Annotated in this window: 9 protein-coding genes and 1 pseudogene; 6 read left to right on the plus strand and 4 right to left on the minus strand. The window is 51.6% G+C overall.

The window, feature by feature from the left end; genetic code table 11:
* Positions 1-165: 165 nt before the first annotated feature.
* Positions 166-1,986, plus strand: coding sequence for a translation elongation factor 4 (gene lepA / locus Q0W37_RS03780; protein ID WP_297698914.1), 1,821 nt, complete (start codon positions 166-168; stop codon positions 1,984-1,986).
* A gap of 80 nt (positions 1,987-2,066) precedes the next feature.
* A complete protein-coding gene (locus Q0W37_RS03785) occupies positions 2,067-3,137 on the plus strand; it encodes a S26 family signal peptidase (protein WP_297698916.1) in 1,071 nt (356 codons plus the stop codon).
* Between the two features lie 332 nt (positions 3,138-3,469).
* On the opposite strand, the gene Q0W37_RS03790 is transcribed toward Q0W37_RS03785, so the two are convergent.
* The 3 genes and pseudogenes from Q0W37_RS03790 to Q0W37_RS03795 all read right to left on the minus strand — a co-directional run bounded on the left by Q0W37_RS03790 (position 3,470) and on the right by Q0W37_RS03795 (position 8,040).
* On the minus strand, positions 3,470-4,714 hold the full coding sequence (locus tag Q0W37_RS03790) for a DUF1015 domain-containing protein (protein WP_367186234.1): 1,245 nt from the start codon (positions 4,712-4,714) through the stop codon (positions 3,470-3,472).
* A gap of 96 nt (positions 4,715-4,810) precedes the next feature.
* Positions 4,811-5,311: pseudogene (locus Q0W37_RS15385) on the minus strand (DUF2062 domain-containing protein); the annotation flags it as partial.
* A gap of 59 nt (positions 5,312-5,370) precedes the next feature.
* Entirely contained in the window at positions 5,371-8,040 is a 2,670-nt protein-coding gene (locus Q0W37_RS03795; protein ID WP_297698920.1) for an FISUMP domain-containing protein, read from the minus strand.
* A 46-nt stretch (positions 8,041-8,086) separates the two neighbouring features.
* On the opposite strand from Q0W37_RS03795, the gene greA reads away from it, so the two are divergent.
* From greA to Q0W37_RS03815, 4 genes are all read left to right on the plus strand, one after another.
* Positions 8,087-8,554, plus strand: coding sequence for a transcription elongation factor GreA (gene greA, locus Q0W37_RS03800; protein ID WP_297698922.1), 468 nt, complete (start codon positions 8,087-8,089; stop codon positions 8,552-8,554).
* A gap of 172 nt (positions 8,555-8,726) precedes the next feature.
* Positions 8,727-9,530 (plus strand): TatD family hydrolase, encoded by an 804-nt coding sequence (locus Q0W37_RS03805; RefSeq protein ID WP_297698924.1) that lies wholly within the window; start codon positions 8,727-8,729, stop codon positions 9,528-9,530.
* A 42-nt stretch (positions 9,531-9,572) separates the two neighbouring features.
* Positions 9,573-10,037, plus strand: a complete 465-nt coding sequence (locus Q0W37_RS03810) for a hypothetical protein (RefSeq protein WP_297698926.1) — start codon at positions 9,573-9,575, stop codon at positions 10,035-10,037.
* Positions 10,038-10,199: 162 nt separating this feature from the next.
* Positions 10,200-12,980 carry an ATP-dependent helicase C-terminal domain-containing protein gene (locus Q0W37_RS03815; protein WP_297698928.1) on the plus strand — a complete coding sequence of 927 codons (2,781 nt, stop codon included), beginning with the start codon at positions 10,200-10,202 and terminating at the stop codon, positions 12,978-12,980.
* A 103-nt stretch (positions 12,981-13,083) separates the two neighbouring features.
* Here the strand turns inward: Q0W37_RS03815 and Q0W37_RS03820 are convergent, their stop codons facing one another.
* Positions 13,084-14,634: a choice-of-anchor I family protein gene (locus Q0W37_RS03820; protein WP_297698929.1), complete on the minus strand. Its 1,551-nt coding sequence runs from the start codon at positions 14,632-14,634 to the stop codon at positions 13,084-13,086.
* Between the last annotated feature and the right edge of the window lie 19 nt (positions 14,635-14,653).

Consider the following 14,653-nt stretch of genomic DNA (forward strand, 5'->3'; position numbering starts at 1 on the left):
AAAGAACAATGGACGAAAACGGAAATTTTTCATAACAACCATAACTGATGGTGCACATCTTTGTTTTATATCGTTAATATAGCTTTTTTTGTCAAAGCCTATTCGCGCATTTTCTATATTTAGCCCGAAAAATAGCAGTATTCACCCGATAATTCTATCGCACCTATGCCGCAAAACGACAATATCAGAAATTTCAGCATTATCGCCCACATTGACCACGGTAAATCGACTCTTGCCGACCGCATGATTGAACTGACCAAAACCGTCGCCAAGAACGAAATGACAAACCAGCTCCTGGACGACATGGACCTTGAACGCGAACGCGGTATCACCATCAAGGCGCACGCCATCCGCATGGTTTACGAAAAGGACGGCAAGGAATATATCCTGAATATGATCGACACGCCGGGGCACGTGGACTTCACCTACGAAGTCAGCCGTTCATTGGCCGCTTGCGAAGGCGCGATTCTGGTGGTGGATGCCAGCCAGGGCATCGAAGCCCAGACGCTTTCGAACCTCTACCTCGCGCTCGAAAACGACTTGGAAATTATTCCGGTGCTCAACAAGGTGGACCTGCCGGGTGCACAGCCCGACCATGTGGCACAGCTCGTAGGCGACCTGCTCGGTTACGACCCGGAAAAGATTCCGCGCATTTCGGCAAAGACCGGCCTGAACGTAGACCAGGTGCTCGACAAGATTGTCGACGAAATCCCCGCCCCCAAGGGCGACAGCGGAAATCCGCTCAAGGCGTTGATTTTTGACTCCGTGTACGATTCCTACCGCGGCGTGATCAACTATATCCGCGTAGTAGAAGGCTCTATCCGCGCCGGCATGAAAATCAAGATGATGAAGACCGGCGCCGAATACATGGTGACCGAAGTCGGCACCTTCAGCATGCGCCGCGACCCGCGCAACGAACTCACCGAAGGCATGGTGGGCTATGTACTTGCAAACGTGAAGACGATTAGCGACGTGAAAATCGGCGATACACTCACCGATTCAGCGAACCCCGCCACCGAGCCGCTCCCGGGCTACAAGGATATTTTGCCGATGATCTATTCCGGCATCTACCCCATCAACCCGGAAGACTACAAGGACTTGCGCGAGGCCTTGGAAAAGCTCCGCCTGAACGATTCCGCCTTGAGCTGGGAACCGGAAACCTCCGAAGCGCTCGGCTTTGGATTCCGCACAGGGTTCCTCGGACTCTTGCACATGGAAATCGTGCAGGAACGCCTCGACCGCGAATTCAACGTCGACATCATCACAACCGTACCGAACGTGGAATACCACGTGTACATGAGCGACGGCACGATGGTGAAAATCGAAAGCCCCTCGAAGCTCCCGGACGCAAGCCGTTACGACCACATCGAAGAACCTTACGTGAAGGCGCAGATCTTTACGCCCAAGGAATACGTGGGTGCGCTCATGACGCTCTGCGAAGAAAAGCGCGGCGAATTCGAGACCATGGAATACCTCGACGAAGAAAAGGTGATTCTCAAGTACAACCTGCCGCTCGCCGAAATCATGTTCGACTTCTACGACCGTCTGAAGTCGGTCAGCCGCGGCTACGCTGGCCTCGACTACGCCCCGAGCGAATACAGGCGCAACAACTTGGTGAAGCTCGACATCCTACTGAACGGCGACCCGGTGGACGCCTTCTCGGTGATTATCCACAAGGACAAGGCGCACACCTACGCGAACGCCATCTGCGTAAAGCTCAAGGATCTGATTCCGCGCCAGCAGTTCGACGTGGCTATCCAGGGTGCCATTGGCGGAAAGATTATCAGCCGTTCTACGGTGAAGGCCGTGCGTAAGGATGTGCTTGCCAAGTGCTACGGCGGCGATATTACCCGTAAGCGCAAGCTCCTTGAAAAGCAGAAAGAAGGTAAGAAGCGCATGAAGAGCATCGGCTCCGTGGAAGTGCCGCAGAAGGCGTTCCTCGCCGTGCTTTCGCTTTCGGACAATTCCACGAGCAACGGAGACTAAGGCGAATGTCAGGACTTTCAAGAAAGGTAAAAAGGCTTCAGCGGAAAAATTCGCAGAGCCATATCTTTCTGTTGTCCCTGATGCTTCTGTTTGCGGCAGGCATTGCGCTCGCCACTCGCCTGTACGCCATCGCTCCGGTGAAGATTATGGATGCTTCCATGACGCCAAAGTTCAAGGAACATTCTATTCACTGGATGTGCAAACTGCCCCAGTGCCAATCTGGAATCAAGGAACAAGAAATCGTCTGGCTCACGCTCAAAAGCGGCGAAACCATGGTCCGCAAGGTACTCGCCATGCCGGGCGATTCTATCGAAATTTCGGACAAGGGAATCGTCCGTACCCCCTACCGCAATTTCAAGTGGAAAGACGAGGACGCCTTTATCCAAAGCAAAAAAATCTACATTCCCAAAGCGGGAGACACCCTTTATTTTGACAAATTAAATGACATCGAACAAGATTACGCTATCGCCTACCTGCATACGCACGGTCACAAGATTGCAGTAAAGTCGAGCCTGTGGCAAGGGGACCGCGAAATCAACATCGACCGCGTGGGTGCCACCAAGATCGCTAACCGTCAGGTAAGCCTCAAGGAAGTCGACTTTTTGCCGTGGCAGGACCGCTACCTGATTGAACTGCAGATTCGTCAAAGCGAACCCGGCAACGCCCCCATCACAATCAAAAGGGAACTGTTCCGCCTTAAGCCCGATCAAATCGAGCTTACTCCGCCGCCACCCTTAGATACAAACGAGGCAGAAACGGCGGCCTCCGATTCTGCAACTAAAGCGCCTGCCAAAACTGTTAAAGTCCCTAAAGACTCAACCGTCAAGGATACTGTTGCCGCCAAGGATACAGCAGCAAACGTAGCCAAAAAGGTTACCGAACCGAAACCCGAAAAATTCCTCGAAGAACCGCTCAACAAGATTGTGATTGACAAGGACTGTTTCTACGTTATCTGCCTCAAGGGTTCGAACTGCCCCGATTCCCGCGAATTCGGATACTTTACGCAGGACGATTTCATCGGGCGTTACTTGGAATGGCCGGACCGCATTAAGGACAAGGTTGTAGTTCCCGCAAAGAAATTCCTCGACAAGGCCGTCGACTTCGCCCTTTCGCTCCTTGCAACGGAAGAAGAAAGCCCTGAAGCTAATTAAAAATGAGGCTGTCTCCTGGAGCACAGCGACGGGATCCAGAAGGGCATTCTATAATGGATCTTCCCCATTCGGGGATCATGCGCACTAAGGCAACAAAAGCATATAAGGCGAACGCCGCGACAGAATGTTTACATTCTGGCATGGTTGAGCCGAAATTGCGGACGCCAAAGGCGTCCACTTGCCAAGTGCTGTCCGACCTCCCTTCGGTCGAGGACGACTCTAGTAAAAAAAGAGCTGTAAGTTTCATCTTACAGCTCTTTTTTTGTACAGGCCTCGTCGCACAAATCGGCGGCGAAGCCGTGATTATATACCTATAATCTGATACCAGGAACTTAGTCCAGCGAGTGAACCAGCAGACCGTCGCGGAGCTTGGGTTCAAACCAGGTGCTCTTCGGCGGCATGATTTCGCCAGCATCGGCGATGTTCATCAGCTGATCGAGAGTCGTCGGGTACATGGCAAAGGCGCAGGCGCATTCACCGCTGTCAACGCGCTTCACGAGTTCGCCGAGACCGCGAATGCCACCGACGAAGTCGATACGCTTGGAAGTACGCGGGTCGTCGATGTCGAAGAGCGGCTTCAAGATAAGCTTCTGGAGGAGAGCCACATCGAGGCTATCCACCGGGCCCAAGTTCTGGAGATATTCTGCCTTGAACGTGCAAGCGTACCACTTGCCGCCCATGTAGAAATTCACCTGGTTCTGCTTAGCGGGGCTCTGCATCTTGTCGAGAGCCACGATGTCGAACACCTTCTTCATTTCGTCCATGAGCTGTTCCGGAGTACGGCCATTCAGGTCCTTGAGTACGCGGTTGTAGTCAAGAATCTTGAGCTGGGTGCTCGGGAAAAGGATGGCGAGGTAACGGTTGTATTCTTCGTCACCGGTGTTGTTCGGGTTCTGTTCAGCGCGGAAGCTTGCGGCGCGAGCACCGGCAGCACTGCGGTGGTGACCGTCGGCGATGTAGCTCACCGGAACGGCTTCGAAAGACTTGCGGATGGCTTCGATTTCAGCGTCATCGTCAATCACCCAAACCGTGTGGCCAAAGCCGTCGCCCTTGCTTACAAAGTCATAGACGGGCTTACGCTTGGTAACGGCACCAAACACGTCAAACTGACCCTGATCGCGGTAGGTCAGGAACACCGGACCGGTGTTAGCGTTGGTGGCAAGCACATGGCGGAGTCTGTCTTCTTCCTTGTCGGCGCGGGTCAGTTCGTGCTTCTTGATAATGCCGTTGAAGTAGTCGGCAGCGGGCACGCAGCAAACGAGACCGTACTGTTCGCGACCGTTCATGGTCTGGCGATAAACGTAGAGGCAAGGCTTCTTGTCGTAAGCGATCACGCCGTCGGCAATCATCTTGTCGAGGTTTTCGCGGGCATGAGCGTACACCTTCGGGTCGTATGCATCGAGTTCATCGGGCAATTCCAGCTCGGCGCGGGTCACGCGCAGATAGGAATGAGGAAGCCCTTCGGCCATGGCCTTAGCTTCGGCGCGGTTCATCACGTCGTACGGGAGGGCAGAAATCGTTTCGGCTTCGGCCGGGTTCACCGGGCGCAAGGCCTTGAACGGATAGATGTGCATCATAGGGTGTTTTCCTTTGTGTGCTTCTTTAATTAAAGCTTCGTCTTCAGCAATCAAGCTCTGGATGTAGCCGGTTTTCGCCTCCATCCACTTTTTCTTGCGATAATTTACAATAAAATAGGCCAGGAAAAAAAAGATTGCACCGCCAATGGCAGCCACAATCGTAATTCCCACCATAAAAGCCGCCAAGTGCCCAGCGGCATCGTGCCACAAGTGCGAAACCAAGGAGAAGCAGTTCTTAAAAGAAAGCCCCTCAAATTCCTCAAGAAAATCAAAATTGATTTTTTCGGGATTCAACAGCCAGCAACCGATGGCATATCCTGACGGGTAAAAGAAACCGAACTGAGTGAGCGGGTTCGCCACGAAAGAGGCCACAATCCCCGGCACCTTCGGGAGTCTGAACAAGGCGCAGAACGCAACCGTCAGAATAATAGCTACACCAATAGTCGGCCAAATGCCAATAAACACGCCCGCCGCCACGGACCATGCCACCTTGAGCGCATCCTGACGCTTGGGGAACATGCGGTTATAATATATACGACTGAGTCTCTTGTACTTAGACTCCGAGCGGTCAATAGGTTTATGTTTGAATCGAATCATTTCGCGCCCAAATGTAGCAAAGTTTACAAAGCAAATGATGGGTGACGAGATAAAAACGGTCAATCAGAGTCCTTGACGCATCGGACGGAATTATTATTTGTTTTATAAACAGCATACGGATTAATTCCAAACCAGTCTGTATCCATTATCACATAGCTAGCGTAGTATTCCGGTGAGCATGTGAAATCGAAACTAGAACTATAATCAAAATCAGAATATTTTTTTGTCAATTCCGAAGCAGCCCAAAAAACAATAGAAAAAAATTGATTTTCTCCTTGATTATAAGCAGGATGATTCTTCAAATATTCTTCGACATTATTAGGAATCGCAGAAAAGCCGTAATCATCCGTTGAACCAGTCCAGTGGAGGTTGCCCTTTAGCTCTAGGGATATGGCAGAACCGCCTACAGCATCGTACAATGCCTGCCATTCCAGCGAATCCGGCAAATGCCAACCCTTCGGACAAACCCCACGAACAGGGTAAACCGGTGTGCAAGTTTTACCATTTCCACATCCTTCTCCATTTGTTGAATATATGCCGGCGCTATCCATTGCCGCACCCCATTGGTAAAAACGACCGTACCTCGAGCAATCTTCGTTATTTTGAAGACTATATGTTCTTAAATCAGCTATATCATCATCTTTTTCAAAATTACAAACATTACCATAAGAAACACCATCCACCTTATAATCAAAATTCAAGTTTTCGGCCATCCAGGTTTGGGTCCCAATTTTGATGGTATAATACTTTTTCCCATCGCGGTCATCGGTCAAAGTCCCAAATTTTGATTCATCTCTTTGAATAGAAACTTCCGGCGAAATCACGCCTTCAGATTCACACAGGTACCCATATTCCCCAAACTCCGACTCAGCCACTTTTGTTACAAACTTCCCCTTGTTGTATGACGTACATCCCAAACCAAATTCAATTTCAGTACTATTTGCATACCTTAAAGTATCAGCGTCCCAGACCATTTTCTCTCCCGTAACAGGTCCGTTCAACAAAGAACCATCCTTTGTATTTTTCGGTTTCCAGCCGTATCTATCTTTTTCAATATTAGTTGCAAAACGCCACCTGGCACTGTCGGCATCCACGCAGATAAAACGGATTTTACCATCAACACTTTTACCACCAACACGTGTCGTATCGGTATAACTCTTTGCGTAATATCTCGAATTTGCATTCGTCACATGCTTGACCATTCCAACGGGGACACTGTCGCTGCCACACACACCGAGCCCCAATTCAATGCCATAGAATTGTCTAACATACTTTTCAAAAGCAGGGACATTGCCACCGCCAAGTCCCCAACCGGTCACATAGCTACGGATTCGCGCCAGCATTCCATCCGCCGAAATATTCCAGTCGGCAATTGCCGCCTTGGTTGCAGCAGCAGAGTCTTCATTCCACAGGCCATCCTTCTCCATGTCGCTCGAAATTTCCGTCAATAGCACTGAAAGCGCGGTCTCGTCGTCAGCCCCCTGCAAAAGAATCGATATCGCAAGTAGCGCGGCATCCGCATCGGTCTTGCCGAACACGTCCAAGTCCTCGGATTCACTCTTGAAGCCCGACGCGTCGATATGGAACTGCTTGAAGATTTCCGCCTGCGCCTGTTTCTTTGCCGCACGGACAGTCATCCCCTTCTTTGTCACCAGGTAGAACACGCGGTCCTTTTCCAGATGCGTAAGCAGGTTCACGTTTGCGGACTTGTGCATTAGCATATTCGTGTACGCCTGCAACTTGATATTCGTCGAGGTCGGTTTTCCCGTCACCTCGTTCCTGTACTTACCATCTACCACAATTAAAGCATATTGGCTGACGAGATCGCGCGACTGGAACGTGTAGCGGCCATCATCGCTTGTAATGACACTCGTAAAGTTGCCGTTCGTCTGCTTAAGCGTACGACCGTCGGAAAGTTCATAAAGGTAAACCGAAGACCCCTTGAGGAAAGGTCCCTTCTGCGAGAAACCAGTCAATGTGTCGAGAGAAATCGCAATCTTTTCGGAATCAAGTTCCAATGTATCAACAATACCAGAACTACCCTTACCGCCCAAATTCAAAACAACGGACTTTTCACCGCACTTGATAGTCACTGTGGAATCAGTCTGCCCTGCAATAGAACAGCTGGCGCCATCCTTACCAGAATCACCCTTATCCCCAGGTTCTCCTTTATCACCAGTATCCCCTTTTTCACCTTGCTTACCGGTTTTACCCTGAATACCTTGTTCTCCCTTTTCGCCCTGTAGCCCCTGCTCGCCAGCATCGCCCTTGTCTCCTTTTTCACCTTGGACACCCTGTTCGCCTTGAATGCCCCGCTCGCCTTGAACACCTTGTTCACCAGCATCGCCCTTATCACCCTTGGCTCCGTTCAGGACCACACCGATAGAATCGCCGTTGCAGATGATCTTTAAGCCGCTCTTGTCCTTGAGTTCCTTGGTCGTGCAGGAGAATTCGTTGTCGGAGGAATCCTTCGCAACCGTCGCAAACCACTTGCCATCAACGCACACGCGAACCGACGTTTCACCCTTCACCAGCGCTAGTTCACCTTCGTTGTCCTTGGTGCACTTCGGCAAATCCTTCACCGAGGAAACCACCTCCATACCTATCTGGTTAATCTGGGTAATGTTTTCAGTTGTCCCCTGCTCACCGCAAGCGGCAAGGAGGATTCCAACAAGGACGGAAGCAAAGCCCAAAGACTTTACGGCAAAGGATGTCTTAGATATTTTCATAATAAAAAATTTAGCAAAAAACACTATTTTTTCTAAATTTAATTCCATGAAACATCTGATTTCCAAAGAAGGCTTCGAAAAATTCAAGGCGGAATGGGAACACCTTAAATACGTGGAACGCCCCGCCATGATTAACCAAGTGCAAGCCGCTGCCGCCGAAGGTGACCGCAGCGAAAACGCCGCATACACCTACGGGCGCATGCGCGTCCGCGAAATTGACCGAAGGCTCCGTGAACTAGACCGCATCCTTGACGGAGCGCAGGTCGTGGAATCGCAGGCAAGCGACGATGGCACCATCCGCTTCGGCGCCACCATCAAAATGAAAGATGTAAAGACCAAGCGCGAACGCACCTACAGTATCGTCGGTGAAAAAGAAATCGACCCGTTGCAAGGACGCATCAGCATGAAATCCCCCGTCGGGGAAGCCCTGATGGGAAAAAAGACCGGCGACCAGGTGCAAGTACAGGCTCCGAAAGGGTTGATCACTTACGAAATTGTAGAAGTCAAGTACTAGGTATGAGCGCGCTCCCTACGGTCGCTTTGAGGAATGAGGTCGTTCGTTCCACTCGCTTTGAGAATAACTAATCATGAAAAGCTTGTTATTTTTTATACAATGCCATGCACCTCAAAGGCTCGAAGAGCCATGCTCATACCCCAAAGTGCCGTAGGCACGACCTCAAGACCCCATGTTCATCGATACTCATTGCCATATTGATTCCTACGAGCATCACGCGAACGAATCTTTTGATTCGCTTTTAGCCCGCCTTGCCCACGACCCCGACGAAAACGTTACATTGCCCGAGGCCTTTATTCACGTGGCATGCGACCCGGCTGATTTTGAACGCGGCAAGGAACTTTCCGAAAAATACCCAAACGTCTACACCGCTTACGGAATCCACCCAGAATACGTCCTTACAGAAACCGCTGAAGACGAGGCGCGCCTTGTCGAATACCTCAAGCACCCCAAATGTATCGCCTGTGGGGAATTCGGGCTGGACTACCACTACGACAGGGAGCACCGGGAGCAGCAACTTGTCTTATTCGAGCGTCACCTCAAAATCGGAATCGAATCCAACAAGCCTTTGGTCTTGCACCTGCGCGAAGCCGACGAAGACGCCCTCGCCGTCCTTCGCAACGCAGACCTGAACAGGAAAAACGTCCATGTCCACTGCTTTACGGGTTCACCTGAATTTTGCGAACAAATTCTCGAACTCGGGAACCGCGGGGCAAACATTTTTGTAGGTTTTACGGGAATCATAACCTTCAAGAACGCCCAGAATGTTCGCGATGCAGCCGCCCTGGTACCCCTAGACCAGATTCTGCTTGAAACAGACTCCCCCTACATGTCCCCGATTCCTTACCGCGGAAAGCCCTGCCATTCCGGCTACATTCCATATATTGTAAAAGCACTCGCCCAAACAAAGCAAACCTCCGTTGAGGAACTTTACAAGGTCTGCCGCGCAAACACGAATCGCTGCTACGGAATCTAATTTTTCTATATTTGCGACCGTCTAAAACACCCCGAGGTATTTATGTTAGATTTTCTCGCCAACTATTGGCCTTTCATTGTAGCCCTTGTCCTGATCGTGCTCGGCGTATTCGCATTCCGCGGCGTCCGCAAAGCACTCAAGGAAGGCGGTGGTGCATTCAGCCTTGAAACCATCAAGAAAAACACCGAACCCAACTTTGCCGCCCTCAAGCAAAAGTCCCGTGCCCTTTTGGCCGATGCCGACATGATTTGCGAAGTCAAGGAAGGTTCGCACCTCGTGGTTCCGAAAAAAGAAGACCTCAAGTTCTTCCGCCGCGCCGTTTCTCAGAAGTACAAGCTTGCCATGTTCCTGGTGCCCGGCACCAACAAGGTCGCCTATTTCTTCTGCAAGACCGAACAGGGACTCCGCCGCCGTATCGACAACCTGGTCATCAACCAGAAGTTCCACGAAGGCAAGAAACCCTACAACGACATTGCCACCGGCGAAAAGCTGAAATTCCCAAGGTAGTAGCGAGCACGGCGCAAAGCGCCTCTGAGCTATGAGGCCGCTCATTTCATTCGCTCTGAGCAAAAGCACCGAAGGTGCAATTATTAAACCCAAAGGTTTCTTTCAAGAAACCGGACTCACACCTCAAAGCGACCCATTAGGGGAGCGACCTCACGCCTCAATATGAATTACAAAGATTTAGCCCTCGCAGAAGAAGAAGGTAAACTGGAAGCCGCAATCGCGGCTTCTCGCAATTTATTGATAGAAGCACCGACCGGCTCGGGCAAGTCGCTATTTATCCCCTACTTTTTAAGCAAGCACAGCAAGGGCCGCGTCGTCGTACTGCAGCCCCGCCGCATTGCGGCACTCGCGCTTGCGCAATTTTCGGCAAAGCTCCACGGAGAAAGCTGTGGCAAGACCGTCGGCTACCAGTTTAGGCAAGACAGTTGCAAAAGCGCAGACACGCGAATTCTTTTCCAAACCTACGGAAACTTTCTGCAAGAACTGCTGCATGGCAAGCTTGATGCCGACTGGATTGTGTTCGACGAATACCACGAACGCAAGGCCGACATGGACCTGCTGTTTGCGTTCTTTAGACGAGAGGACGCTCGCAAGCTCGCTACAGACGAGAGACAAGCTCACCAACCGAGTAAGGTCCCTGAGCCTGCCGAAGGGCCGAAAGGCGAAGGATCTGGGTATCAAAGCCCACGTGTGAGCCAGAGCGACCAAGCGGAAGCTGGTCGTGGAGGCGAGAGTGAGGCGACATCACATTGCTTTAGTAACAATAGAGCCGAACGGCCACGTATCGCAGTGATGTCAGCGGCGCTGAACCGCGAAGAACTCGAAACGGTTCTCGGCGTCAAATGTTTAAGCCTCGGCCACCCGCTCTACCCCGTCCAGATTATCAACCAGACTCCGGCCACGGGAACATCGCTTGTTTCGGGCGTCGGACTTGATGTCGAAGTGGTGCGGGCGCTCCGCACACTGTACCGCAACAACATCTGGCAGACGACGCTGGTGTTCCTACCGGGCAAAGCAGAAATCGCACGTTGCCACACCGCCGCCGCCGAAGCCTTAGGCAACAACTGTGCCGAATTCCTGGAACTCTACGGCGGGCAAGACCGCGAAACACAAGACCGCATCTTCGAAGTTACCGAACGCCCCCGCGTCATTTTCACCACGAACATCGCCGAGACCTCCATCACCGTGCCGAACGTGACAGGCGTCGTAGACAGCGGCATAGAACGCGTGAGTTTGTATGACGACAGCGAAAAGGTGAATGTACTGCGCACACTCCCGATTTCGATGCAGAACGCCATTCAGCGCAGCGGACGTAGCGGACGTACGCAGAATGGCTGTGCCATTCGCCTATGGAGCGAAGAAAGCGAAAAACGCATGCCTACGGGAATCGTACCCGAGGTACTGCAGATAGAACCGTCGGAACTGTTGCTGCAAAAAGCGGCGCTAGAATCCATGGACCCTATCCCTGCCAGCACTGTGGTTCGACAAGCTCACCAACCGTGCAAGGTCCCTGAGCCTGCCGAAGGGACGAAGGGACCGAAGTCGAGGGATCGAATAACACTCCCCACGGCGATTCCGGAAGTACGCGAAAAGACGGCGACAGCTCTCCTCGAAAAATTCGGAATGCTCCAAGATGGTTCCATCACCACACTCGGACTCAAGGCTATCCGCACACCGATTTCGAACATTCCCCTCGCGCTGCTCCTCGCATCGGCCCAAAGCAAGACTGACCTCCCCGACATGCTCCTTGCCGCACTCGCCTGGATTCACTCCGGCACCGAATTCCTGCAAAAGTCAAAAGTCGCCTACGACATTCTGACGTTAGCAAGCGACACGTTATCGAAAGCCGTAAATGCACCTAGAGAAGTCTCTTTCACGCTAAGGCAGCTGCGTGATTACAGGGACGCGCTATCCGCAGGCACGGGAGCGACAAGCGACGCGCAGGGAGCGCAATCATTCACCTGCAAACAGTTGCTCAAGGCATTCCCCGACAGGCTCGCCACACCGAGCGGCAACGCATACAAGCTCGCAAACCAAAATGTGATTCGCCTGCAGGTTACGGAGCAGCCTTACGCCATTCTTGCCCTCAGCATGCTACGCACCGGCACCACCAAGTCGGAACTCAAGGTCAACCTTTACGCCCCCATTTCACAAGAGATGCTCGGCGATGAAGAAGCCAAGACCCGCTACGAGCTCCTGTGGCGCAGTGGACAAGAACGATTCATCGGTGTAGAAATCAACGAATCCGAAAACGCCGATGGTACCACCACGGAACTTTCTCGCAAAGAAATCCTCACGCAAGAAGCATCCCCAAAGATTCTCGAAGAACTCAAGAAACTCACCGTCGATGCCTGGCGCGAAAAAATCGAGAAAGAAAACTGGAGCGGAAAATTTCTGACCGAATCGGTACAGACGCAGCTTATCAAGATGCGCCTTGCCGCCAAGCTCTACCCCGAATACGGGCTCCCCGAATTCAACGAAGAAGATATGGAACTCATCTTCGACGAATTCGCTAGCGGAAAATTCCTGCTCCGCGACATTAACGAAGACCGTTACAGAAACATCGTCGAAGATTACTTTGGCAAGTCCATGCTGCAGTGGCTCGGGAAAACATTCCCCGACCATTACATGCTCCCGAACGGCAAACGCGCCCGTTACAGCTACCAAGAAGTTGCCGTAACCGACGACGGAAAATCCGTACAAAGCATCGAAGGTGTTCTCGTCGAAATTTCTGCCCGCATCGAAGACTTGATGCAGCTCCGCGGCGAACACAAGATTGCAGACGGCAAGCTCAAGGTGCGCTACGATATTCTGGCACCGAACTTCCGCACCATTCAAAAGACATGGGATTTAACGGGATTCTGGCAGAATACCTACGCCGAAGTGCGAAAGGAACTCCGAGGCCGCTATCCGAAACATCCGTGGCCAGAGCAAGTTATTTGAGCCTAGAGATCCATCGACTCCGTTCACCTCACCCCTTTGTTTCAGCCCTTCGGCAGGCTCAGGGACCTTATACCAGCCCCCTCTTCGAGGGTTCAGGATGACGTCACTTTACCGTATAGATCGTCAGGGTTTTGCTGTACTCGTAGCCAACAACAAGGAGCGCCTGGTCGGCAAGCGGGCTTTTATCGGCCGGAATAAACAGGATTCCTTCGGGGCCCCTATCTAGCGGATCCAAATAGAAATCAATTAACTTAGGTGCTTTAGGTTCCGTAATATCGAAAACGGCGACACCGCTCGAACGTTCGAGGCCCGCAAACGCATAGCGACGCGCGCCCACTTCACCCACCGTCACATTTTCCGGTTCGCACCCTTTATCGGAACTGCGCTTGTCCATCTTGACTTTGCCTTTCTTGGAATTCCAATTGAAATAATCCGGGGCAATTTTTGCCAAGGCACGTTCAAACATTTCACCGGAATCCCAGAGGAGTTTACCCGTTTCGCCATCGAAAACGCTTATCGAACGGGTGCCGAACGTATAGGCATAAGGGCATTTGCCATTATGGGTTCTGTACTTTCCTACATCGCAACGTTCCAGCGAGCTAACCGTAAGATCCTTCAACTGAGCCGTCATCGATTCCGTAAAAACGGCTTCGTCTAAACGGCCCTGTTTCACGAGTTCCGGCAACGCCACAGCGTCAGTCCAACCCTCGTAATCATTCACAGGGGCACCTTCATTTGCCGTCAACACGAAATGCCTATCCCCCGCCGTAAACGACGCTATACCATCGGGCTGCCTTAAGCCTCGCAACGGGTAATAATTCTTGATATCAATCTTTCCATCGCTCACCGCGTCAATCGCAAAACCGGCCCTGGAGTGGTCCACAAATCCGAGCGGGAACACCTTCGTCACTTTCTTTGCGGCAACATCCAATACCGCAATGGCGTTGTTTTCTTGCAAGCTCACCCACGCCAATTTAGAATCGTCGGATACCGTGATGTATTCCGGTTCCAGCGACTTCACAAAGCCCTGCGTTCCAGGAGCGCGAACTCCAGCGGCCATCAATTTTGCAGAATCAAGATGATTGAATCGAGCGACCGTGAGTTCGGCGTTTTTCCACAATTCGGCATCCGTTTTAGGCACCGACAAAATCGCGACACCGCCTTCGGGATCTTCGGAAAAGTCCTTACTCGGCGACCCTTCGCAGGCCACCAGCAAATTTTTTCCGTCAGGCGTAAACTTAATCATATCCGGCTGGCTACACACCTTGTAGAGCCCAAGAACCTCAAGGCTATCGGCATAGCGCATCACCTGCACCTGCCCATCCTTCCATTCCTCATCTTCGAGCATCGAGACCGCTACCAAATCACCGTAAACCGTCACGCTAGAGGCGTTCCCCGGAATCGCCTTTTCTGCAATTTTTTTCGGGAGGCCCGGGTTTTTCAAGTCTATAATTTCTACAACTTTTTCATCTCCGACCACAAACAGCATATTTTTTTCGGGCATGAACGCCGAAATTTCAGCCGTTTTTATAGAGATACTCGAAAGGGGCGCAAGCACACTCCCCCACTGGAAAGGCCCTGCCTGCACGGCATTTTTAGCAAAACAAAAGCCCGCAAACAAAAGCAGGCTTCCACACAGCGCAAATTTATTCATCTACACCTCAACGTGTCGG

Source organism: uncultured Fibrobacter sp. (assembly GCF_947166265.1).
Classification (GTDB): Bacteria; Fibrobacterota; Fibrobacteria; order Fibrobacterales; family Fibrobacteraceae; genus Fibrobacter.

Bases quoted from the DNA above. Each gene is read 5' to 3' on its own strand.
- lepA (WP_297698914.1), top strand. From the start codon at position 166: ATGCCGCAAAACGACAATATCAGAAATTTCAGCATTATCGCCCACATT.
- Q0W37_RS03785 (WP_297698916.1), top strand. From the start codon at position 2,067: ATGCTTCTGTTTGCGGCAGGCATTGCGCTCGCCACTCGCCTGTACGCC.
- Q0W37_RS03790 (WP_367186234.1), bottom strand. From the start codon at position 4,714: ATGATGCACATCTATCCGTTCAAGGCCTTGCGCCCGGTGAACCCGGCC.
- Q0W37_RS03795 (WP_297698920.1), bottom strand. From the start codon at position 8,040: ATGAAAATATCTAAGACATCCTTTGCCGTAAAGTCTTTGGGCTTTGCT.
- greA (WP_297698922.1), top strand. From the start codon at position 8,087: ATGAAACATCTGATTTCCAAAGAAGGCTTCGAAAAATTCAAGGCGGAA.
- Q0W37_RS03805 (WP_297698924.1), top strand. From the start codon at position 8,727: ATGTTCATCGATACTCATTGCCATATTGATTCCTACGAGCATCACGCG.
- Q0W37_RS03810 (WP_297698926.1), top strand. From the start codon at position 9,573: ATGTTAGATTTTCTCGCCAACTATTGGCCTTTCATTGTAGCCCTTGTC.
- Q0W37_RS03815 (WP_297698928.1), top strand. From the start codon at position 10,200: ATGAATTACAAAGATTTAGCCCTCGCAGAAGAAGAAGGTAAACTGGAA.
- Q0W37_RS03820 (WP_297698929.1), bottom strand. From the start codon at position 14,634: ATGAATAAATTTGCGCTGTGTGGAAGCCTGCTTTTGTTTGCGGGCTTT.